The sequence below is a fragment of the Archangium violaceum genome, assembly GCF_016887565.1.
In the GTDB taxonomy this organism is placed as follows: Bacteria; Myxococcota; Myxococcia; order Myxococcales; family Myxococcaceae; genus Archangium; species Archangium violaceum_B.
In genome coordinates this window covers 1,114,949-1,137,574 of the sequence record NZ_CP069396.1, presented here as the reverse complement: position 1 = coordinate 1,137,574, position 22,626 = coordinate 1,114,949, and the positions used below count along the sequence as shown (strand labels likewise).

Sequence of the window (22,626 nt, the reverse complement as noted above, 5' to 3'; positions counted from 1 at the left end):
AGGTGGTGGACTGGACGCTCGTACCCGCCGGCCTTTGAGCCGCGCGCTCGGGGGTTCCAGAATCTTCAGCGAGTTCCAACGGGGGGAGGCGCCATGAAGAGCAGACAGAAGGTCGTTCGCCGCTGGATGGCGGCGGCTGTCGCGGCAGGCACGCTGCTGGGTGGAGCGGCGTACGCGCTGTCCAAGGACTGCTGGAGATGTTGGCCCTGTGGCTGCGCCGAGGACGGGGGCTACGTGATGTGCTGTGAGAACTACGCGTGCCAGCAGTAGGCGCCTCTCGCAGAGATCGACATGGCGGAAAGGCCCACCAGCCATCAGGGACGTCCATCGATGCGTGCCAGACTCGCGACTCTCACGGGAACGCTCGTGTTCCTCAGCTGGATGCTCACCACGGCACTGCCGGGTTCGAGTGAAACCGAGGCGCTCCCGTCCGATGCTGCTCCGTCATTTCACGAAGACAAAAACCCCATCACCCGCACCTCTCATCACGACACTCCGCGCGGGGAGACACGCTCCGCCTCCCCGGACACCTCGCGCGAGACGGGCCTGGAACAGACCCGTGAGTGGACAGTCTCGCCAGAACCACTTTCGAGACCCGACCCACCTCTCGCCAGCTTCGCGCTCCCGACGTCCGCCGAGGAGCTCGCACCCGACGGACTTCCCGCGGCCGCCCTGCGCTGCACCCTCGATGGAGGAGTGCTCACCTGTGGGAGCTGCCGGACAGATGGGGATTGCCCACGAGGACAAGGCTGCGTGCCCGATCGCGAGACGCGCCGCATGCAATGCATGCCTTCGGATTGCGAGGAGGACGCCCACTGCTTTCCAGGCTTCGTCTGCCGCGTCGCCAACAACGAGGCCACGGGCTCCATCATTCGAAGGTGCACGCCCGAAGGAGTACGGCGCGAGGGTGAGAGCTGCGACTCGGGCTTCATCTCCCCCGGTGCGGCCTGCCGCGAGGGACTTCGGTGCGTGAATGGGGTGTGCAGCCTGCCCTGCCAGCGGAACGACTCCGGGAGCTGCCCTTCCGGTTACAGCTGTGAAGAAGGCAGGGACGGCCCGGGCTGCGTCCCGGACTGCCAGAAGCTCGGATGTCCCCAGGGACAACGGTGCAAGCGCATCACCGACTCGGAATCCCGATGTCTGGAGAGCGTCTTCGGCACCTGCCCGGAGACGCCCTGTCCCGAGGGCGAGCGCTGCATCAAATGGATGTCGCGAGGCCGTGGTGCCTTCTGGTGCGCGCGCCCCTGCAATCCGCTCGTCCCGAACAGCTGCCCCTCCGGTGACGTGTGTGGAAGGGCGGCATCGACCGTCAGCACGTGCTTCCGCGCGTGCGAGCCGCGAGACCTCGACTCCTGCGGCGAGGGCTGGACCTGCGGCACGGTGTCCGAGGACATGACGCTGTGGGGATGCAGCCCGGACGAATCGAGGTGACTGCCCGGCGGCGCGAAACCGGCATGCCCCGTCAGTACACGATGCAGTCGAGCTTCTCGATGACGGCCCTGAGCTCTTCGGACGTGGTCTCGAGCTGTTTGGCGACAGTGGGAGCGTGATAGCTCACAGCCACCGTCGAGGGCGGTTCATTGTGGAGGTCCTGCACAACGACACGGCCGAACAGGTCCGGCCACTTGACGCCGCGCAGTTCGGGGGCTCGCCCGATGGGGTCCAGGATGGTGAAGCAGGGCCACCTGGGAAAGCGCAAGGTCGCGGGGTCGCAACCCATGAAGCGGCAGGCATTGAGCCGGGCCTCGGTGAAGTCGCAGTCCTGGATGGCCCCGTGCTCCCAGCCTCTTGCGTAACCAGGCCAATGACCGAAGTCACAGCCCGAGAGAGGCCCCTTGAACCGGCACCCCTCGAGAGAGGCCTTCACCCAGGCCTGGTGGTTCTTCAACTCCTGCTTCACCTCGAAGGTACAGTCGATGAAACGTGCTCCGGTCAGGAACAGGTTCTTGGCAGACACCTTCAGGACGAGGGTGCAGTTGCGCAACGTCAGATTGGAGCCAAGAAAGTAGAGCGAGCCCTTGTCCGTTAGTTCCAGCCGCTCGTTTTCGATCTCCCGGTCCTCGTAGAATACCTTGTTGTAGAGCATACGCTGGCCTCTCAGAAGGTGAGCATCCAGAAGAGTTCGCCCACCATGCGCCTGCCATGCCGCGCCAGATTCGACTCCGAGCTGGAGAGAATCTCGTACTGGTAGCCTGCCGGATCCACCACGTCCACGCCCTTGTTCCACCTGCCGGTTGCCGCCCCGGTGACTGACACAAGTGCCCGCTGGCGGAAGCTCTCCCCAATTCCGTGCTGGGCAGGAGCGCGCGCGTTGGCGAGGCTGGGGCCCGTGGACACCCTGCCCGAACCCCAGGAACTCGAGCCCCTCCTCTCCGCCGCGCTGGCGCTGCCCGCGCTCAAACCCCAGGCCGCCCGGCTCGAGCGGCTGCTGCGCGACTACGCACGGGGCCTGGAGCGCAAGGACGCGCCCCTGTCCGTGGCCCTCGTCGGCGCCACGGGCGCGGGCAAGTCCACCCTGCTCAACGCCCTGACCGGACAGTCGCTCGCGCGCGAGGGGGAGGATCGCCCCACCAGCTCCGCCGCCACCGTCTTCGCGCCCGAGGGCGCGGGGCTCGACGCCCTGGCCCAGGCGGGCGCGAAGGTGGTGCGCTACACGCCGGGCCCCCAGGGGCTGTGGAGCGGCCAGGTGTTCATCGACACACCGGACCTCAACAGCGTGGCCACCGTGCACCGCGAGGTGGCGCGAGCGGCGCTGGAGCGCGCGGACGTGGCGCTCGTGGTGATGCACAGGGGCAGCGTGGCCGAGGCCACCCAGGTGGAGTTCCTCTCCGAGTTCGCCCGGCGCCGGGCGCTCGTGTTCCTCATCAACTTCGCGGACGAGCTGTCCCCCGAGTCACGCGAGGCCCTGAAGTCCCAGTCGCGGCGGCTGGCGGCGGAGCAGTACGGGCTGCCGCTGGAGTCCGTGCCGGTCTTCGCCATCAGCGCCCGGGCGGCGCAGCGGGGAGAGGACCCCTCGGGCGAGTTCGGCGCCCTGCTCTTCCACCTCAAATCCCTGGCCACGCAGGCGGTGGCCGAGCGGGTGCGGCGCACCAACGCCCGGGGCGTGCTGGAGGAAATCATCACGCGGGTGGAGGGGGCGCTGAAGGAGACGGAGGACACGCTGGCGCGGACGCGGGGCGCGCTGGAGTCGGGCCTCGCGCGCGCCTCCGAGTCGCTGAAGACAGACTTCGACTCACGGCTGGGATTGGCGCAGGGCCACCTGGGCTCGGAGGTGCGGAGTCAGGCGGCGGGGCGCTTCTGGGGCCCGGCCGCGTGGGGCATGAGGCTCTCCTACGTGGGGGCCGGGGGATTGGGGGCGGCGACACTGGTGGCGCGGCGGAACCTGCCGGTGGGGCTGGCGGTGGCGGCGACCTCGACGGTGCTGGACGCGGTGAGGGACAGGACGCGGGCGCGAGCGGCGGAGACGGCGGTGGTGGAGCCCTTCGAGGACGACCTGGCGGTGGAGTCGGCGGCGCGCACCGCGCTGGCGGAGGCGAGGAGCCTGGCGCACGCGAGCGGACTGTCGCCGGAGACGCTGGGCCTGCCGGACGTGGAGACGCTGCTGGCGGAGCTGAGGTCGGCGCGCGCGAGCGCCTGGCGCTACACGCTCACCACGGCGGTGGCCGAGACGGTGGCGCGCTGGTGGCGCACGGCACGCTGGCTTCTGCTGCCCCTGGTCAACCTGCCCCTGCTGGCGCTCATGGGACACGTGGGCTACCGCGTGGTGCGCGCGTACGTGGAAGGCCCGCTGTTGGGCGTGGACTACTTCCTCAACGCGGGGGCGCTGTTCGCGCTGCTCGCGGGAGCCGGGGCGCTGCTCACCTCGTTGAGCCTCGCGGGCACCACCCGCGCCGTGCGCCGCGCGGGCCTCGAGCGCTTCGTCGCGCTCCTGGGGGCGCTCGGGGGCCGGATGGGTGAGTCCGTCCAGGAAAGCATTCTCACCGGGCGAGAAGCGGCCCGTGCGTTCTTACGGTTTCGCTAAACAAACAACAACGACTCTGTACTCGCGTCGGGGGGTAGGCAAGGGAACAGGAGCGTAGCAATCATGTTGCCGTTGTTGCCCTATATCAAACAGGCAAGACTCCTCCACGGCACGGTGGAGCCGTGCACGCCACCAGAGGAGCACCCCATGCGTCCGCGCGACGTGATGTCTTGAAGCAAGGATACACACCCTGGATGTAGCCCCCCTCGCGCCCCACGCGAAGGTTGGGGCTCTCAGTCGTGTCCGAGCCCGCTCCTTCAGGTTCGACCCCCGTCCGTCCCTCGCTCTCTCGGCGGTTCATTCCGTCGCGCTGGCTCCGCCCCATCAGGCCGAGGTGAGGGGGATGGAACGCTCCCCGCTGGGAGCATCGACGTGCATCCACCCTCAATCGAGTCCTTGAATGTCCTGGGGAGGCCGGCCAGACATGATCAATCACCAGAGTAGCGCCTTGCGTGCGGTTCCACCCGCCGAAGCTCCGAGCCCTTCCAGCAACGAGCTCGGACCCGGCACGCGCATCCAGCATTACGAGCTCATCCGGGAGCTCGGCAGCGGTGGAATGGGCACCGTCTACCTCGCCCGTGACACGCGGCTGGGCCGTCGCGTGGCCATCAAGTTCCTGCACACCCAGGACACGGACCTCACCAAACGCTTCATCATCGAGGCGCAAGCCACCGCGCGCTGTAGCCACGAGAACATCGTCATCATCTACGAGGTCGGCGAGCACGCCGGCAGCCCGTTCATGGTGCTGGAGTACCTCCAGGGCCAGCCGTTGAAGAAGCTCGTGGCGGGCCAGAGGACGCCGGCCCCCCGCGCGGTGGAGCTGATGGTGCCCGTGGTGCGAGCGCTGGTGTGCGCCCACGAGCAGGGCATCGTGCACCGGGACCTCAAGCCCGACAACATCCTCGTGACGGACTCGGGCGGCATCAAGGTGCTCGACTTCGGCATCGCCAAGGTGCTCCAGGGCGAGGAGCAGCCCGTGGCGGGCATGGGGTCGGACACCTTCGTCGGGAAGTTCGTCAACGACGAGGGCGGAGAGCTCACCCGCCGCGGCTCCATCCTGGGAACGATGGCGTACATGTCCCCCGAGCAGTGGGGCAACGGCGTGCCCATCGACCACCGGACGGACATCTGGGCGGTGGGCATCATGCTGTTCCGCATGCTCGCGGGCCAGCACCCGCTGGGGACGCTGAGCGGCCCTCAGCTCGCCGTCACCGCGCTCGTCGACGAGCCGATGCCCCGCCTGCGCGACGTGGCGCGGGATGTCCCCACGGAGCTGGCCGCCGTCGTCGACCGCTGCCTGCTCAAGAACAAGGAGCAGCGCTTCCCGGACGCGCTCTCGCTGCTGCGCGCCCTGGAGCCCTTCCTCCCCGGCAGGTACAACCGGGAGCAGCTGCGCATCGACGAGAGCCCCTACGCCGGCCTCAGCTCCTTCCAGGAGGCCGACGCGGACCGCTTCTTCGGCCGCGCCCGGGAGATCGCCGCCCTGGTGAACCGCATCCAGGACCGGCCGCTGCTGGCGGTGGTGGGCCCCTCGGGCGCGGGCAAGTCCTCGTTCGTACGCGCGGGCGTGGTGCCTGTCCTCAAGCGTTCCGGAGAAGCCTGGGAGGCACTCGTCATCCGCCCCGGCCGCACCCCCTTGTCGGCACTGGCCAGCATGGTGGCTCCGCTCGTGAGCTCCTCGACGTCACTGGAGGCGGACATCCAGGAGCAGGAGAAGCTCGTCGAGCACCTGCGCACCACGCCCGGCTACGTCGGCAACGTGCTGCGCAGCCGCGCGAGGCGTGGGCAACGCAGGATCCTGCTCTTCGTCGACCAGTTCGAGGAGCTCTACACGCTGGTGCCGGACGCGAAAGAGCGCCTGGCCTTCACCGCGTGCCTGTCCGGCATCGCCGATGACGCCACCTCGCCCATCCGCGTGGTGCTCTCCATCCGCTCGGACTTCCTGGACCGGGTGCCGGAGGACGAGCGCTTCATGGCCGAGCTGAGCCAGGGCCTCTATTTCCTCACCCCGCCCAACCGGGACGGCCTGCGCGACGCGCTCATCCAACCGGCGGAGATGGCCGGCTACCGCTTCGAGACTCCAGCGATGGTCGACAACATGCTGGAGCACCTGGAGTCCACACCGGGCGCGCTGCCGCTGCTGCAGTTCGCCGCCACGCAGTTGTGGGAGGCGAGGGACGCCTCGCGCAAGCTGCTCACGGAGAGCGCCTACAAGTCCATCGGCGGCATCGCGGGCGCGCTCGCCAGCCATGCCGACAGCGTGATGGCGGGGATGACCCAATCGGAGCAGGCGTTGACGCGGGCCATCTGCCTGCGGCTCGTCACTCCCGAGCGCACACGAGCCATCGTCTCGGCGGAGGAGTTGCGCGAGCTGTCGAAGGAGAAGGGAGAGCTCCGGCGCGTCGTGGACCACCTCGTGCAGGCGCGCCTGCTCGTCGTGCAGACGGGAGGCGGCGCGTCGGGAGCGACGATCGAAATCGTGCACGAGTCGCTCATCCACAGCTGGCCCACGCTGCGCCGCTGGCTGGACGAGGGCCAGGAGGACGCGGGCTTCCTGGAGCAGCTGCGCAACGCGGCCCGGCAATGGCAGGCGAAGCACTTCGACGACAACCTGCTGTGGCGCGGAGAGATGGTGGAGGAGGCGCAGCGCTTCCAGCGCCGCTACCGGGGGGAGCTGCCCGAGCTGCAGCGCAACTTCCTCGAGGCGGTCTTCGCCCAGGAGAAGAAGGGCAAGCGGCTGAAGCGGGCGCTGCTCATGGGCACCACGACGTTCCTGGTGTTCCTGGTCATCGCGGCTGCGGTGGCGTTGGTGGTCATCCGCAACTCGCAACAGGAGGCCGAGCGTCAGGCGGCGGCGGCGCTGCGGGCCGAGGCGGTGGCGCGCCAGGCGGAGGGCTCGGCACGCGACGCGGCGGAGCTGGCGCGCAGCGCGGAGGCGGAGGCGAAACAGCGGCTCGCCGAGGTGCAGGCCAAGGAGCTGGAGCGCCAGAAGGCACAGCAGGCCGCGGAGGACGCCAGGTCCCAGTTGCAGCGGAAGAACGACGAGCTGCTGTCCGCGCTGAAGAGAGCCCAGGAGTTGCAGAAGCACGCCCGGTTCGCCCGGCTGCGGGCCGAGAAGAGCGCATCGTTGGCGCGAAGGGCCAAGGAAGAAGCCATCCGTGCGGCGAGGGAGCGGGAGGCGCTCCTGCAACGTGAGCAGGAACTGCTGCTGCGCGAGCAGGAGCGCATCCGCCGCCAGCTGGAACAGCTCGGCAGCCCGATCGCCGAGGAATTGAAGGGAAGGCAACCATGAGAAGGATGATGAATGGGGCCCTGCCCGGTCTCGTCATGACGGTGGCACTGCTCTGTGCGTGGATGACCCCCGCGGCGGCGCAACAGCTCCAGAACAAGTTGGATACGACGGGACCCGTGCCCTGGGCACACGGCGTCTCCCCCCAGCAGCAGCAGGCCGCCTACCAGCTGTTCAAGGCGGGCAATGCCCTGTTGAAGGAGTCCGTCTTCGCCCAGGCCATCGTGAAGTACCGCGAGGCCCTCCAGCGCTGGGACCACCCGGCCATCCACTACAACCTGGCGCTGGCACTGCTGCGGCTGGATCAGCCCATCGAGACGCACGAGCACCTCCTGGAGGCACTGCGCCATGGACCGGAGTCCCTGGAGACGGGGTTGTACGAGCACGCCAGCAACTACAAGACCCTGGTCGAGAAACAGCTCGTCCGGCTGACGCTCACCTGTGATGAACCCGGCACCACCGTGACGATGGATGGCCGTCCCCTCTTCGTGGCACCTGGACGGCACGAGGCGATGGTTCTCCCCGGGCCCCATAGCATCATCGCCAACAAGGCAGGCCACCCGCTCACGGACAGGAGCCGGACCCTGACGGCGGGGGAGCAGGTCACGCTGAACATCAAGCTCGATGTCATCGAGTACAGGACCCGGTGGCCCGTGTGGATGCCCTGGGTGGTGGTGGGCTCGGGGCTGGCCGCGGGCGCGGGCGGTGCGCTCCTTCATCGAGGAGCGGCTGACAGCTATGGCACCTTCGATACCGGAGTCCTGGAGTGTGCGAAGGATGGCAGGAGCTGCATTCCCACGCAGCAGCTCGCGGCCACGCGAACCCGTGGCGACACCCTGCAGAGAGTGGCGTTTGGCACGTATGCCCTTGGCGGAGCCGCGCTCGTCACCGGCGCGGTGCTCCTCATCCTCAATCAACCCCAGTCCCACCGTATCGACCCGGCACAGCGCGTGGAGCCGGTGACCGTCACACCGCTCATCGGTGGCGACACGAATGGCCTGCTGGCCACCTTCCGATTTTGAGGTGCACGATGAGACAAGAGCCCCTTCACCTTGCTCGTATCGCCGTCGTTCCCACGCTCCTGGTGGTGCTGCTGGCCCTGTCACTCCCGTCCTGCCTCGAGCCGACGAGCGTGGAGTGTGCGTCCGGCCGGGTCTGCCCCGCCGGGCAGAGATGTTCCGCCAATGGAGACTCATGCCTCAAGACGGACTGCGGCGATGGCATCGTCCAGGCCACGGAGGCGTGCGACGACGGCAACGCCATCAATGGCGACGGTTGCAGCTCCGACTGCAGGTCCAATGAGAGCTGCGGCAACAACATCGTGGATGTCGTCAGCACGGCGAGTGGCACCAAGACGGAGGCCTGCGATGACGGCAACACCCGGGATGGAGATGGGTGCAGTGCCGATTGCCTGTCCAACGAGTTCTGCGGCAATGGGCTCGTGGACACGAAGGTGGGCGAGACGTGCGACGACGGCAACAAAGAGAGCAACGATGGTTGCAGCGGAGACTGCCTGTCCAACGAGCTCTGCGGCAACAACTATACGGACCGCTCCAAGGGAGAGGTCTGCGACGACGGCAACAACGATAGCAATGACGGCTGCCGCGGAGACTGCAAATCCGACGAGAGATGCGGCAACAGCATCGTGGACGTATCCGTCGGTGAGGTCTGCGACGACGGCAACAATGAAGCTGGCGACGGCTGCAGCGCCAACTGCAAGTCCAACGAGAAGTGCGGCAACGGCACCGTGGACATATCCGTCGGTGAAATCTGCGACGACAGCAACCAGCAGGATGGCGATGCGTGCAGCGCCAATTGCAAGGGTCCGGGCGTGGCATGCGGCAACGGCAAACTGGATCCCACGGAGCAGTGCGATGACGGAAACGGCATCAGCACCGATGATTGCAGCAACGACTGCAAGGTGACCTTCTGCGGCGATGGGAACGTCGACAGCACCTCTTTGCGCCAAGAGAAGTGCGATCCCAAAAACGACCCGAACTGCAACCTCAACTGCACGATTTCCGCATGCGGCGACGGCATCGTGAACACCCGTGCTGGTGAGGTATGTGACGATGGGAACAATCTGCCCTGCGGCACCTGTAACAGCTCATGCAAGCAGTGGCAGGACCTCAAACCAGCGAAGGGAAGCATCATCAACCTCCCCAGAGACGCGCTCAATGATGGCGAGAAAATATTCATTCACGATGGCCAGAAGAGCGTGACCTTCGAGTTCAACAAAGACGACAAGGGATGCTCCGACAACACTCGCTGTGTCGACATCCGCAACCGACCACAGCCGGACGAGGTAGCTGATGCCCTCGCAGGCGAGATCAGGTACTCGAGCCTCGACATCGAGGTAACTTCGGTCCGTTGGAATGTCATCAATCTCGAAAACGACGCAGCGGGCTCTGGTGGCAATAAACCCATCACCGACACGGTGGATCACGACCTCTTCGCAACAGAAGGAATGGCCGGAGGCAGTGGTGAAGGATGCGGGGAGGGGATTTCGTGCAGACTCGACAGTGATTGCAAAAGCGGCCTGGACTGCGAGAACGGCCGCTGCACGGACTGACGTTCAACGGTCCACGGGCGGACTCCGGGCTGAAGCTGGCGAGGCGTGACTCAGCCTCGCCGCTCAGGCCGGACAATCCGCCCGCGCAGGCGCTCGTAGATGTCGAGCACCAGCAGCAGCTCGTCCGCGGTCCGCTGCTCGGTGGCGCGGTAGTCGCCGCTCTCATAGCTCTCCCGCACGCACTTGAGGAGCTCGACATCGAGCAGGTGTTCGATGACCTGATTCGCGCCTTTGCCAGCTGTCATGGCGCGGAGCGCTAGCCCTGGGTCGGGCTCGCTGGTCATGTGTGACGGCCTACGGGAACGTCACGCCATCGAAGCGCTCGACCCGAACTGCGTCTTCCTGGCTCCACATCTCGAGCGTGAAGGTGCCTCGTGCCTCGCTCTCCGTCGCCTCCACCTCCACCACCACCTGGCGCTTCTGCCCCGGCGGAATGGACTCCCCTGGCCAGACGCTGAGCGCCTTCAATTCCTTGCGCCTGGAACCCACCAGTGCAGCACCGGCGGGCGTCCAGGGCGTCTTTCTCTTGTTCCAAAGCTCCTGTTTCACGGCCAGCCGCACCACGCCGGTTCTCTTGCCCTCGCGATAGGTGTCGGAGCGGTAGCTGCTCGCGTACTGGCTGGTGACAGTGTTGCCGGGACGTGAGGTGATGTCGAAGCCGAGGTCTCTGTAAGCCACGCCCCCTTCGCCCAGGCGCCCCTGGGCGATGAGGCCCGTGAGCCCCGCCAGCCCGCCGCACTCGGCCTGGAGGCGTGCCTTGTCCTCCCGGCACTGTTGAGCTTCCGCCCGCGCCTGCTGCTCGCCCTGCCGGTAGGAAGCCAGCGTGCGCGGGTGGCGTGTCACTTCCACCTGCCGTTCAGCCTCGGAGGGATGCACCACCAGTTGGAAGGTGATGTTCGCCGGGGCCGCACCATCCCGGAAATGGACTATCAGCGGCACGCGCTCCCCATTCTGAAGCGCCTCCGTGGGGACGAGCGTGAGACCGACGTCCCCCTCTATCACCCGGAACCGCTCTCGCGAGGCCAACTCCACACGCGCCAGCTTCGAGTCGAAGACCAGGGTGGTGGACAGCTCCGGGTGGATGCACACCTCTGGGGAACTGTCTGGGGCATCCGCTTCCAGTTCGATGTGGCGTGTGCCCGTCTCGCAGGTGGGGAACGGGAGCCACTCGGCGGCGCCAGCGGGTGCGGCGAGCAGGACGAACTCCAGGAGGGCGGCGGAGGACAGGACGAACACGGGACGGGAACCTCCAGGGACGTGGATGAGACCGGAGAAGTGGGCCTCTACCACACCTCCCGCCCGGTAGTGCATGGCGGCTCGCTATCGACAGGTACTCCGTCGGCTCTAGTCGAAGTGGTCCACGACCTCCACCTCCGCGATGGGACCGACCAACATGTTCTCCGGCGTGCTGCCGGGCTGGATGAGCGTGCCGGGCTCACCGCGGTAGCCCAGTCGCAGGCAGACCTTGTACGTCTCTCCAGTCGTTGTGCGGGCCTCGGTGAAGCGGCCGTACACGCGCTTCTCGCCGAAATAGAGCCGCCCGTAGAGGCGAGTTTCATCTGGGAGATTCTTCCAGATACCGGCCACGGTGAATGGGGTGTCCTCGCGCACGGGAACGGGCCGGCCCCGCACGTCGGACCACTGGCCACTGGTGACGTCCCCGATGTGCAGGCCGAGCGTGCGAGTCATGGTTTCCACTGCGCCGGCAGGGCACTCCTGGGGTGGAGGCATCGGGCGCACCGGCGGCACCTGCTGCTGCGCACTGAGGCAGGCCTGCAGGGCGGCTCCCGTCAGGCCCAGACACACGTTGCGCGCGGCGGCCCCTGCGCTCCTGGGCTGTGTTTCCCGCTGGGGGCCGTTCGTCTGCTGCTTCTGCTGCTTCTTCACGGGAGCTGTGTCCTTTCCGGACGCCGCGGGCGAAGCGGCGGCCGCGGGGGGAGGATCCACCGGCGGCGGAGTCGCGGCCCGTGAAGATTCCGGCGGTGACTCCGAGGCCGCCACTTCCTGGCCAACACTGGCCTCCCGGGTTGGAGACTCAGCGGGTGACGTGACGGGTGAGGAGACGGTGGCCGTCTCGCGCCCGGCCCTCCGCTGTCCGGCGAGCCATGCGCCGCCCAGCACCAGTCCCAACCCCAACCCCAACCCCACGCCCGCCCAGGTCGCCGCACGCCGTACGCGTACGCGTGCCCACTGTTTGTCCTTGCCGGCCACACGCCCCCCGCCGAGCAGTGGCACCTTCCAGGACTCGTCCGCCTGGGCCCTCAGCGCCTCCAAGGCCGCGCACAGCGCCACCGCGCCCGGATAGCGCGCTTCGGGCGTCTTCTCCAGAAGCCGCAGGCACATCTCTTCCACTGCCCGGGGGACGCGCGGGTTGACGAGGTGCGGCGGCAGCGGCGCCTCGTGCAGCACGGCCTCCACGTCCACGCCTCCACGCTCGCCCAGCAGGAAGGGGTCTCTGCCTGTCAGCAGCCGGTAGAAGACGACACCTAACGCGTACAGGTCATCGCCCACCCCGGCCCGGTAGTGCGCGCCCGGCACGTCCTTGTTCTCCCGGCCGAAGCGCCATGCCTCGGGACTGCGGTAACGGGGCGTGTCCGGGGGAAACAGGCCCTCGGTAATAGTGGGTGCCCCGGCGTAGTAGCCCACCCCGAAGTCCACCAGCACCGCCTGCCCGTCACTCCGGCGTACCAGGATATTGGCCTCCTTCACGTCCCGGTGCACCACCCTGGCTTCGTGCACCACCGCCAGGGCCCGTGCCACCTCCAGCACCCTGTCCACCACCTGGCTGGTGTCCACGGCGTGCTCGCGCGCCCACACGTCCAGCGTCACGCCGTCCACCAGTTCCTGCTTCAGGTAGACGAAGCGGGGGTCTTTGGCGGGCCAGCTGCCCGCGCCCAGCACCCGCGCCAGATTGGGGTGCTGCAGGCTCAGGCGCGAGCCGATGAGGGCCTCGCGCCAAGCTCTGTCCTCGCCGTTCTCCAGCGGAATCATCTTGAGGGCGGCGCGGCGTCCTTCGGGGCCACGCACCTGGTACACGGTGCCGAAGCCACCCGCGCCCAACACGGCCTCCACCACGTCACCGGCGATGAGCGTGCCGGGCGGCAGTGGCGGCATGTTGAGCTCATTCATGGCGCCCTCGTGTCACTGGTTTCTGGAACAGGGGAATGCGGATGTGAGGTCATGGGCCTACCTCCCAGGACCTCAACTTAGCAGGTTCCGTTCCCAGAGCGCCTCTTCTCGAGGCGTCATGTGTGTGCCCGCTGGTGGAGTGTCCGACAGGTTCTTCAACATGGTCCCGGAGCGAAAAGAAGGCGGCCTCCGGGCTCGAGTTCGAGCAAGTGGTCCGATGGTCGGACCAGTTCGAGCAGTACGCGGCCGGGAGGTGCCTCTGGAGCGGGTTTTCCAGTGAGCCCGTCCAGGAGCGCCTTCTCCCCGGACGAGATGCCCCTGTGCATTTTTACGATTTCGCTGAACAGCGAACAGAAGCCCTGCACTCGTGTCGGGGGTAGGCGAGGGTGCAAGGGGATGGCCATCGTGTAGCCGTCGTTGCCCCAAACCAGACAAGCAAGGCCCCCCGTCGAAGCGCCTGCTTGTTCCTCGCTCTCTCGGCGGTCCACCACACCGCGCTGGCTCCGCCCCACCAGGCCGAGGTGAGAGGAATTGAACGCTTCCGGAAGGGAGCGTCGACGTCCATCTACGCCCATCGAGTCCCTGAATGTCCTGGGGAGGCCGGCCAGACATGACCAAGAACCAGAGCAGTGCCTTGCGCTCGATCCCATCCACCGGAGCCCCGGGCCCTTCCAGCGAAGAGCTCGGACCCGGTACGCGCATCAAGCATTACGAGCTCATCCGGGAGCTCGGCAGCGGTGGAATGGGCACCGTCTACCTCGCCCGCGACACACGGTTGGGCCGCCGCGTGGCCATCAAGTTCCTGCACACCCAGGACACGGACCTCACCAAGCGCTTCATCATCGAGGCGCAAGCCACCGCGCGGTGCAGCCACGAGAACATCGTCATCATCTACGAGGTCGACGAGCACGCCGGCAGTCCGTTCATGGTGCTGGAGTACCTTCAGGGCCAGCCATTGAAGAAGCTCGTGGCGGGCCAGCGGACCCCCCACGCTCGGGCGGTGGAGCTGATGGTGCCCGTGGTGCGCGCGTTGGCCTGCGCCCATGCCCAGAACATCGTCCACCGGGACCTCAAGCCCGAGAACATCCTCGTGACGGACTCGGGCGGCATCAAGGTGCTCGACTTCGGCATCGCCAAGGTGTTGCAGGAAGAGGAGCGGCCCGCGCTCAGCACCTCCTCAGACACGTTCGTGGGAAGGCTGCTCGACGGAGAGGCCGGAGACCTCACCCGCCGCGGCGCCATCCTGGGGACGATGGCGTACATGTCCCCCGAGCAGTGGGGGAACGGCGTGCCCATCGACCACCGGACGGACATCTGGGCGGTGGGCATCATGCTGTTCCGGATGCTCGCGGGCCAGCATCCGCTGGGGACGACGAGCGGCCCGCAGCTGGCGGTGACCGGGTTGCTCGACGAGCCGATGCCCGGCCTGCGCACCGTAGCGCCGGACGTGCCGAAGGAGCTGGCCGACATCGTCGACCGCTGCCTGCTCAAGCACAAGGAACAGCGCTTCCCGGACGCGCACTCGCTGCTGCGGGCGCTGGAGCCCTTCCTGCCGGGGCGCCAGGGCGGCCCCGAGCTGCGCATCGATGGGAGCCCCTACGCGGGCCTCAGCTCCTTCCAGGAGGCCGACGCGAACCGCTTCTTCGGCCGCACCCGTGAAATCGCGGCCCTGGTGAACCGCATCAACGACCAGCCACTGCTGGCGGTGGTGGGGCCGTCGGGCACGGGCAAGTCCTCGTTCGTGCGCGCTGGCGTCGTGCCGGTCCTCAAGCGCTCCGGCACGCCCTGGGAATCGTTCGTCATCCGCCCTGGCCGCAGTCCGCTGTCGGCGCTGGCGGGCGTGGTGGCGCCGCTCGTGAGCTCCTCTCCCAGCATCGAGGAGGACATCCGGGAGCAGCAGGAGCTGGTCGAGCGTCTGCGCGTCGAGCCCGGCTACGTGGGCAGCGTGCTGCGCAGCCGCGCCCGGCGCAAGCAGCAGAGGATTCTGCTCTTCATCGACCAGTTCGAAGAGCTCTACACCCTGGTGCCGGACGCGAAGGAGCGCCTGGCCTTCACCGCGTGCCTCTCCGGCATCGCCGATGACGCCACCTCGCCCATCCGCGTGGTGCTCTCCATCCGCTCGGACTTCCTGGACCGGGTGCCAGAGGACGAGCGCTTCATGGCCGAGCTGAGCCAGGGCCTCTATTTCCTCACCCCGCCCAACCGGGACGGCCTGCGCGACGCGCTCATCCAACCGGCGGAGATGGCCGGCTACCGCTTCGAGACTCCAGCCATGGTGGACAACATGCTGGAGCACCTGGAGTCCGCCCAGGGAGCGCTGCCGCTGCTGCAGTTCGCCGCCACCCAGCTGTGGGAGGCGAGAGATCCCTCGCTCAAGCTGCTCACGGAGAGCGCCTACAAGTCCATTGGAGGCATCGCCGGAGCGCTCGCCAGCCACGCCGACAGCGTGCTGTCCGGCCTGTCCACGCAGGAGCGCACGCTGGTGCGAGCGCTCTTCCTGCGCCTCGTCACGCCCGAGCGCACGCGTGCCATCGTGTCGTTGGAGGAGCTGCGCGAGCTGACGAAGGACGCGGGGGAGATGCAGCGGCTCATCGACCACCTCGTGCAGGCGCGCCTGCTGGTCGTACAGACGGGAAGTGGCGCCACGGGGGCAACGGTGGAGCTCGTCCACGAGTCGCTCCTGCACAGCTGGCCCACGCTGCGCCGCTGGTTGGACGAGGGCCAGGAGGACGCGGGCTTCCTGGAGCAGCTGCGCAACGCGACCCGGCAGTGGCAGGCGAAGCACTTCGACGACAACCTGCTGTGGCGCGGAGAGATGGTGGAGGAGGCGCAGCGCTTCCAGCGCCGCTATCGCGGAGAGCTGCCGAAGCTGCAGCAGGAGTTCCTCGAGGCGGTCTTCACGCAGGCGAAGCGGGCCACCCGGCTGAAACGGGCGCTGCTCATCGGCGCCACGACATTCCTGGGGTTGCTGGTCGTCGCGGCGGCGGTGGCACTGGTGGTCATCCGCGGCGCGAAGCAGGAGGCCGAGCACCAGGCCCAGGTGGCGAAGCAAGCCGAGACGCTGGCGCGAGGAGCCGAGGCGGAAGCGAAGCAGCACCTGGCGGAGGTACAGGCCAAGGAGTTGGAGCGCCAGAAGGCGGCGGAGGAAGCGAAGAGGGCCCAGCTGGCGGCGGAGGAAGCGGCGGCGGAAGTGGAGCGCACCAACAACGCGCTGCTGGGGAAGAACAGTCAGTTGCTGGCCATGGTGAAGAGGGCCCGGGAGTTGGAGAAACGTGCCCGGAGCGCCCGGGTGCGAGCCGAGATGAACGCGAAGAAGGCACTCGAGGCCGAGGAAAAGGCGACCCGCGCGGCACAAGAGCTCGAAAAGGCGCTGAAACGTGAACGCGAGATGGCCCGTCGCCGGGAAGAACAGCTCGGCAGTCCCATCATGAGGCAGCTGAAAGTGAGGGCTCAACCATGAAAAGGACGATGAACGGGTTGCCGCTCGTCCTCGCCTCGACGGCGGTGTTGCTGTCGACCTGGGCTGTCGCGGCGGACGAGCAACAATCCAACACCAGTCTTGGATACGGCCCGTGGGCGCAGGGCGTCTCGCCCGGGGAGCGGAAGGCCGCGGATGAGCTGTTCCAGGCGGGCAATGCCTTCATGGAGGAGTCGGTCTTCGTGGAGGCCGAGAAGAAGTACCGTGCAGCACTCGAGCACTGGAAGCACCCCGCCATCCATTACAACCTGGCGCTGGCGCTGATGAACTTCAATCAGCCCACCGAGACGCATGCGCAACTGGTGGCGGCGACGCACTATGGCCCGGACCCGCTGGATTCCGAGAAGTACCAGCACGCGCTCAAATACAAGAACCTGCTCGAGAATCAATTGACCTGGGTGCAGATCACCTGTGACGAGCCCGACGCCACGGTGACGTTGGACGGCCGGGCCCTCTTCGTGGCGCCGGGTCGCTTCGAGGGACTGATGCATCCCGGCATGCACAGCCTCGTCGCCATCAAGAAGGGCTACGTGTACGTCGACAACACGAGCCTGGTCTTGAACCCTGGCGAGCGGGCGAACCTGAACCTCAAGCTGTACACCGAGGAGCAGCTCATCGTGCATCGGAGCCGGTGGCCGGTCTGGATCCCCTGGGCGGTGATGGGCTCGGGACTGGCGGTGGCGGCGGGAGGCGGGTTGCTGCACCTGCAGACCGACAAGGACTACCGCGGCTTCGATGCGGGAATCGTGCAGTGCGGCGGCTGCGAGCCGGAGCCGGGGCTCGCGAACACGCGAGCCCGGGGCGACACCCTGCAGACGGCGGCATACGGCGCATATGCGCTCGGAGGGGCCGCGTTGGTGGGCAGTGCGGTGCTTCTCTACCTCAACCGGCCCCAGCCCCATCGCATCAACCCGGCCACGGGCGCGGAGGTGGTGAACGTCACCCCGCTCGTCGGCGACACCAACGGACTCCTGGCCACCTTCCGATTCTGAGGTGCACGATGAGACGAGAAACCCATCCTCCTGTTCTTCGGGCGCCCCTGCTCCCGTTCGCGCTGGCGCTCCTGGTCCTGCCTCTTGCGGCCTGCCTTCAGCCCGAAAGCGTGGACTGTCCGTCCGGTCTGGTCTGTCCGGCTGGACAGAAGTGTGCCGCCAAGGAGGACAAGTGCATCAAGAACGACTGCGGCGACAATGTCATCCAGGCAAGCGAGGTGTGTGACGACGGCAATACGAAGAGCGGAGATGGCTGCAGTTCAGACTGCCTGTCCGACGAAACCTGCGGAAACCGCATCGTGGACATGGTCGCCGGTGAGAAGTGCGATGACGGGGACAACGACAGCGGGGACCAGTGTAGTTCCGACTGCAAGTCCAATGAGGCGTGTGGCAACGGCATCGTGGACTACAGCGTGGGTGAGGTGTGTGACGATGGGAACACCAAGAGCGTAGATGGCTGCAACGCTGACTGCCTGTCCAACGAAACCTGCGGCAACGGTATCGTTGACAGAGAAGCAGGCGAGGTGTGTGACGACGGGAACACACAAAGCGGTGACGACTGCAACCACGACTGCCGCTCGGGCAAGGAATGCGGCAATGGCATTCGCGAGATTGACGAGCAGTGCGATGACGGGAACACCAGCGATGAAGACGATTGTCTCACCACCTGCGTGCTCGCCACCTGCGGCGATGGGAAGGTAGACAGCAAGGCGCCACGTACCGAGCAGTGCGATACTGGGGGCCCGTCAAAAACTTGCGACTACGACTGCACGAAGCCAGAATGCGGCGACGGCATCGTGAACACCAGTGCCGGAGAGCTGTGCGATGACAGAAATACCGAGGACACGGATGGTTGCACGAGCACGTGTCAGCCGGCACGGTGCGGTGATGGATACGTGCAAAGCAATGTAGAAGATTGCGATCCCGGTGCCCACCCTGGCTGCAACTACAACTGCAAGTGGAACTGGTGCGGCGACGGCATTGTGAACGTCAGCACCAAAGAGCTGTGTGACGACGGGAACAACGTTGACTGCGGCACCTGCAGTGCCGACTGCAAAAACAGGCAAGACGCCAGTTATGCGACCGGAAAAATCATTGCCGTTCCTACCGACAACATCTCGGACGGCGCAACGTTTTCCATCAATGACGGCGTCCTGGACCGGCTACACTTCGAGTTCGATGTAACGAACGACGGAGTGGCCAAAAACAACATCAAGGTCGACATCTCTGACAAAAAACATCCCAACGAAGTAGCCGACCAGATCGCGGCCGCAATCAGCAACGGGACCCCCAATGGCTTCAGGGTCTACGTATTCTCAATCAACTGGAACGAAGTACAACTCTCACACAGAAGCATGGGAACGGCAGGTAACCACCAAATCAGAAAGTCAGGCAACAACAACAATCTCAGAGTGGAAGGAATGTCCGGCGGCTCTGGTTATAACTGCCCGCGTTACACGGGGTGCGTGCGTGACGAAGACTGCACGTTCGATCTGAAGTGCGACATTCCGCTCGGTAGCGCCAAGGGAACCTGCCAGCCCAAGTAAGCCCCGGGACTCGCAAGCGCCCTCGACTCACCCCTACCGGGCGGACCTGACAATCCGCCCGCGCAGGCGCTCGTAGATGTCGAGCACCAGCAGCAGCTCCTCCGCGGTCCGCTGCTCGATGGCGCGGTAGTCGCCGCTCTCGTAGCTCTCCCACACGCCCTTGCTGGAGCCCTTCTTCTCTCGCAGCCCTAGACGCCCGGCCATCTCCTTGGTCGTCTTGGGGTACAGGATGGGCTCCTCGGGGAAGAGGAAGCTCGCCTCGTTCGCCAGGTCGATCGGCCGGGCCTTGAAGAAGACCTCGAACAGCTCGGCCGGGTCGGCGATCTCGTTGAAGAGCGAGCGGCAGTAGAGCGCCGGCAGGTCGAATTTGGCGATCCCCGCGCCACACACCACCAGGTCCGTCGCGGGCTTGCCGAGCACCCGCACACCCTCGGCCCGCTGGCGCTTCCACTCCTCCTCGAAGCGCGCCTTGATGGCCCGGAGCAGCGCGGCCTCGGACTCGAAGTCCCACAGCCACAGCCCCTGGACCTCGGGCGTCTCTGGAATGGACTGCTCGAAGCGCTTGCTGAAGAAGCAGCCCCCGAGCAACAGGTGGCCCGGTCTCGCGGGATTGACGACGAGCGAGCTCAGGCTCGTGGCGCGCTCGCTCGGAGGCGCATAGGCCTCCAGGTCGAAGAACAGCATGGCCACCTCGTCGGGGGGTTCACCGATGAGGTGCACGCTAGCATGGAGAGCTGACGGGCAGCCGCTCCACGGCGTTCCGCGCCTACTCGGAGCGGCTGGCCTGGCGCGAGCCCCCGGCCGCATCCGACGCGCGATTCGCGGCGGGCGTCGCGCGCTCCAGAATGGCCTTGGCCCCGGCCGGGATGCCACCCGCGGCCTGCTCGCCATCGCGAGGCGAGGCCGAGGCGGGCGCGAGCGGCTCGCTGCCACGCGCCGCGTCATTGGCGGCCATCACCGGCATGTCGCCCGTGTTGCCACACGCGGGAGCGGCGATGAGGGTGTCGCGCACCGGGTCGCCGTAGCCGGCGATGAGCGCGGGCACGGAGGGGTTGTTCCACCCGTTGCCCCGGGTCTGGGCCACCTTGAAGTGCAGATGGGGGCCGCAGGACCAGCCGGTGTTGCCCGAGTAGCCGATGAGCTGACCCTTGCGCACCTTGTCGCCTGGCTTCACCACCACGGCGCTGAAGTGGAGGTACTGGGTCTCGACGCCGCCCTCGTGGGAGATGACGATGTAGTTGGCGTACTGCGCCATCTTCGGATCGCACGCGCCCTGGTTGCTGTCACCGCGCGCCATGCGCACCACGCCGTCCTGCGCGGCGACGATGGGGGTGCCGATGGGCATGCGGAAATCCCAGGCGTAGGTGTCGTTCTGGAGGTGGCTGCCCGTGTCGTGGCCCTGGCTCACCGGGAACACCCGGCCACAGGCAAACGGGACGCCCATCTCGGGAACCACGGTGTTGCGGGCGGAGGGGACTGCCGGAGCGGAAGCAAGCAGGAAGAGCGTAGGCAGGATCATGGGAGGGCCGCGCATAAACGGCGGAGTGCCACTGCTGTATTTCAAACTCCTTTTCCGCTTTCCTGCTCGTTCCCTGGTCCCGGGAACAAGCAGCCAGACAGCTCTGTTGGCCGCGCCGCCCGGAGACCCGGGTGAGGGGGAAAGACACACATGCGGCGAGAGACACGGTGGCTTCGGTGGATGGCCCTGGGGGTGGTACTCGGGATGACGGCCTGCGCGGCGGGCTCCGCCACCGCACCCGCGAGCGAGGAGCCGGCGGAGAGCGTGGTGGCCTTCGTGGATGTGAACGTGGTGCCCATGGACTCCGAGCACCTGCTCGCCCACCAGACGGTGGTGGTGAGGGGGGAGCGCATCGTGGCCCTGGGCCCGGTGGACTCCACGCGGGTGCCCCGGGGCGCGGTGCGCGTGGAGGGCCAGGGCCGATATCTGATGCCCGGGCTGGTGGACATGCACCTGCACCTGGTGCCCGGAACGGGGCAGCCGGAGGATCCCGCCGGGCAGGTGCTCGCGTTGCTGCTGGCCAATGGCGTCACCTCGGCGCGGGCGCTGGGAGGCCCCAAGGACACCACCCGGGTGGTGAGGGACCGGGTGGCGCGCGGGGAGGTGCTGGGACCCACGCTGCGCGTCGCGGGGCCTTCACTGCATGGCAAGTCGGTGCGGAATCCGGAGCAGGTGCGCCAGCGGGTGCGCGAGTACAAGGTGGTGGGCTACGACCTGCTGAAGACACACGGCTCCCTGGGCCGAGAGAGCTACGACGCCATGGTGGCCGAGGCGCGCACCCAGGGGCTGAAGGTGAGCGGCCACGTGACGCCGGACGTGGGGCTCTTCCATGCCCTGGAGGCAGGGCAGCAGATCGAACACCTGGACGGCTACCTCAACGAGCTGCTGCCGGAGAACGACGCCGCGAGGGCGGAGGTGGGCCAGGTGGAGGTGGGCGAGCCGCTGGAGCGGATGGACCCGGCGCGCATCCCCGCGCTGGCGGAGGCCACGAGGAAGGCGGGGGTGTGGAGCTCGCCCACGCTGGCCCTCTTCGAGACGGTGACGAGCCCCGAGGGTGTGGAGGCGCTGCGTGCGCGTCCGGAGCTGCGCTACGCGCCGCAGGCGTCCGTGGAAGCGTGGACGCGGATGGTAACGGCGGACCCGCAGATGGCGGGAGTGCCGGCGGAGCGCAAGCGCCGGTTCGCCGAGCTGCGGCGGCAGCTGGCGCGCGGGCTGTACACGGCGGGGGCGAAGCTGCTGGTGGGCTCGGACTCGCCGCAGCTCTTCATGGTGGCGGGCTTCGCGGTGCACCGGGAGATGGAGGCGCTGGCGGCGGCGGGGATTCCGGCCTACGGGGTGCTGGAGGCGGCCACGCGCAACGCGGCGGAGTACCTGGGTGAGGCGGGCACCTGGGGCACGGTGGCCGCGGGCAAGCGCGCGGACCTGCTGTTGCTGGACGCCAACCCGCTGGAGGACGTGCGGCACACGCGCGCCATCGCCGGGGTGATGGTGCGCGGGCACTGGCTGTCGAGGAGCGAGCTGGACGCGATGCTGGAGCGCACGGTGGTGGTGGCGAACGCGCCGCCCCGGGCGAAGAAGAGCGTGGCCACCACCGCCTCGGCGGTTCCATGATGGGGTGAACCGGAGGCCACCGCATGGCGCGCATGGATAGCTACGTGGAGTACACGCTGGAGCTGCTGGAGCCCCTCGGCCCCGTGCAGGCGCGCAACATGTTCGGCGGGTGGGGCCTGTACCAGGGCGGGAGGATGTTCGGCCTCATCGCCGAGGACCGGCTCTACCTCAAGACGGACGACACCACGCGCCCCGCCTTCGAGTCCGCGGGAGGCGAGCCCTTCGTCTACGACGCGGGCAACGGCCGCAAGCCCGTCACCATGTCGTACTGGACGCCTCCGCCGGACGCGGTCGACGACGCCCACGCACTGTTGCCCTGGGCGCGCCGCGCGGTGGAAGCCGCCCTGAGGGCCGCCCAGAAGAAGAAGCCCGCCCGCCCCTCGCGGCGTGCCTGACTGTCACCGGTCCTCACTTTCCGCACGAGCCCGGCACCCTTCGTGGCGGCAGCCGCTATCCTGCCGCCTCTTC

At 67.4% G+C, this 22,626-nt stretch carries 18 protein-coding genes; 11 read left to right on the top strand and 7 right to left on the bottom strand.

Features of this window, described 5'->3' with window-relative positions:
* Window positions 1-93: 93 nt before the first annotated feature.
* Both JRI60_RS04865 and JRI60_RS04860 read left to right on the top strand, forming a co-directional pair.
* On the top strand, window positions 94-270 hold the full coding sequence (locus tag JRI60_RS04865) for a hypothetical protein (RefSeq protein ID WP_204224698.1): 177 nt from the start codon (window positions 94-96) through the stop codon (window positions 268-270).
* A 483-nt stretch (window positions 271-753) separates the two neighbouring features.
* The gene (locus JRI60_RS04860; RefSeq protein ID WP_204224697.1) at window positions 754-1,431 is read left to right on the top strand and encodes a hypothetical protein; all 678 of its coding nucleotides are present in this window, start codon (window positions 754-756) and stop codon (window positions 1,429-1,431) included.
* A gap of 31 nt (window positions 1,432-1,462) precedes the next feature.
* Here JRI60_RS04860 and JRI60_RS04855 read toward each other — a convergent pair whose 3' ends face one another.
* Window positions 1,463-2,086, bottom strand: coding sequence for a pentapeptide repeat-containing protein (locus JRI60_RS04855; protein WP_204224696.1), 624 nt, complete (start codon window positions 2,084-2,086; stop codon window positions 1,463-1,465).
* A gap of 11 nt (window positions 2,087-2,097) precedes the next feature.
* Window positions 2,098-2,256: a hypothetical protein gene (locus JRI60_RS04850; protein WP_204229501.1), complete on the bottom strand. Its 159-nt coding sequence runs from the start codon at window positions 2,254-2,256 to the stop codon at window positions 2,098-2,100.
* Between the two features lie 55 nt (window positions 2,257-2,311).
* Here JRI60_RS04850 and JRI60_RS04845 point away from each other — a divergent pair, with 55 nt between their 5' ends.
* The 4 genes from JRI60_RS04845 to JRI60_RS04830 all read left to right on the top strand — a co-directional run bounded on the left by JRI60_RS04845 (window position 2,312) and on the right by JRI60_RS04830 (window position 9,882).
* Entirely contained in the window at window positions 2,312-4,021 is a 1,710-nt protein-coding gene (locus JRI60_RS04845; RefSeq protein WP_430384365.1) for a GTPase, read from the top strand.
* Window positions 4,022-4,445: 424 nt separating this feature from the next.
* Window positions 4,446-7,313 carry a serine/threonine protein kinase gene (locus JRI60_RS04840; RefSeq protein WP_239470351.1) on the top strand — a complete coding sequence of 956 codons (2,868 nt, stop codon included), beginning with the start codon at window positions 4,446-4,448 and terminating at the stop codon, window positions 7,311-7,313.
* Window positions 7,310-8,332 (top strand): hypothetical protein, encoded by a 1,023-nt coding sequence (locus tag JRI60_RS04835; RefSeq protein WP_239470350.1) that lies wholly within the window; start codon window positions 7,310-7,312, stop codon window positions 8,330-8,332. Before JRI60_RS04840 ends, JRI60_RS04835 begins: the two co-directional genes overlap by 4 nt.
* 8 nt (window positions 8,333-8,340) lie before the next feature.
* Entirely contained in the window at window positions 8,341-9,882 is a 1,542-nt protein-coding gene (locus tag JRI60_RS04830) for a DUF4215 domain-containing protein (protein WP_204224694.1), read from the top strand.
* Window positions 9,883-9,932: 50 nt separating this feature from the next.
* Here the strand turns inward: JRI60_RS04830 and JRI60_RS04825 are convergent, their stop codons facing one another.
* The 3 genes from JRI60_RS04825 to JRI60_RS04815 all read right to left on the bottom strand — a co-directional run bounded on the left by JRI60_RS04825 (window position 9,933) and on the right by JRI60_RS04815 (window position 13,011).
* The gene (locus JRI60_RS04825) at window positions 9,933-10,127 is read right to left on the bottom strand and encodes a hypothetical protein (protein ID WP_204224693.1); all 195 of its coding nucleotides are present in this window, start codon (window positions 10,125-10,127) and stop codon (window positions 9,933-9,935) included.
* A 49-nt stretch (window positions 10,128-10,176) separates the two neighbouring features.
* Window positions 10,177-11,118, bottom strand: coding sequence for a DUF2381 family protein (locus JRI60_RS04820; protein ID WP_204224692.1), 942 nt, complete (start codon window positions 11,116-11,118; stop codon window positions 10,177-10,179).
* 108 nt (window positions 11,119-11,226) lie between these two features.
* On the bottom strand, window positions 11,227-13,011 hold the full coding sequence (locus JRI60_RS04815; RefSeq protein ID WP_204224691.1) for a serine/threonine protein kinase: 1,785 nt from the start codon (window positions 13,009-13,011) through the stop codon (window positions 11,227-11,229).
* A 610-nt stretch (window positions 13,012-13,621) separates the two neighbouring features.
* Here JRI60_RS04815 and JRI60_RS04810 point away from each other — a divergent pair.
* Genes JRI60_RS04810 through JRI60_RS04800 form a run of 3 tightly spaced genes read left to right on the top strand, consistent with a single transcriptional unit; the run spans window position 13,622 to window position 19,028 of the window.
* Window positions 13,622-16,471, top strand: a complete 2,850-nt coding sequence (locus JRI60_RS04810) for a protein kinase domain-containing protein (RefSeq protein WP_204224690.1) — start codon at window positions 13,622-13,624, stop codon at window positions 16,469-16,471.
* Complete coding sequence (locus JRI60_RS04805; RefSeq protein WP_204224689.1) at window positions 16,468-17,481, top strand: hypothetical protein; 1,014 nt, start codon at window positions 16,468-16,470, stop codon at window positions 17,479-17,481. The genes JRI60_RS04810 and JRI60_RS04805 overlap by 4 nt, the downstream gene beginning before the upstream one ends.
* Window positions 17,482-17,489: 8 nt before the next feature.
* Entirely contained in the window at window positions 17,490-19,028 is a 1,539-nt protein-coding gene (locus JRI60_RS04800) for a DUF4215 domain-containing protein (RefSeq protein WP_204224688.1), read from the top strand.
* Window positions 19,029-19,061: 33 nt separating this feature from the next.
* Here the strand turns inward: JRI60_RS04800 and JRI60_RS04795 are convergent, their stop codons facing one another.
* A complete protein-coding gene (locus JRI60_RS04795; RefSeq protein ID WP_204224687.1) occupies window positions 19,062-19,748 on the bottom strand; it encodes a hypothetical protein in 687 nt (228 codons plus the stop codon).
* Window positions 19,749-19,794: 46 nt separating this feature from the next.
* Window positions 19,795-20,547, bottom strand: coding sequence for a M23 family metallopeptidase (locus JRI60_RS54345; RefSeq protein ID WP_204224686.1), 753 nt, complete (start codon window positions 20,545-20,547; stop codon window positions 19,795-19,797).
* Window positions 20,548-20,697: 150 nt separating this feature from the next.
* Between JRI60_RS54345 and JRI60_RS04785 the strand changes: the two genes are divergently transcribed.
* Together JRI60_RS04785 and JRI60_RS04780 are read left to right on the top strand one after the other, a co-directional pair.
* Entirely contained in the window at window positions 20,698-22,158 is a 1,461-nt protein-coding gene (locus tag JRI60_RS04785) for an amidohydrolase family protein (RefSeq protein WP_204224685.1), read from the top strand.
* Between the two features lie 23 nt (window positions 22,159-22,181).
* Window positions 22,182-22,553 carry a TfoX/Sxy family protein gene (locus JRI60_RS04780; protein ID WP_204224684.1) on the top strand — a complete coding sequence of 124 codons (372 nt, stop codon included), beginning with the start codon at window positions 22,182-22,184 and terminating at the stop codon, window positions 22,551-22,553.
* Window positions 22,554-22,626 lie beyond the last annotated feature (73 nt).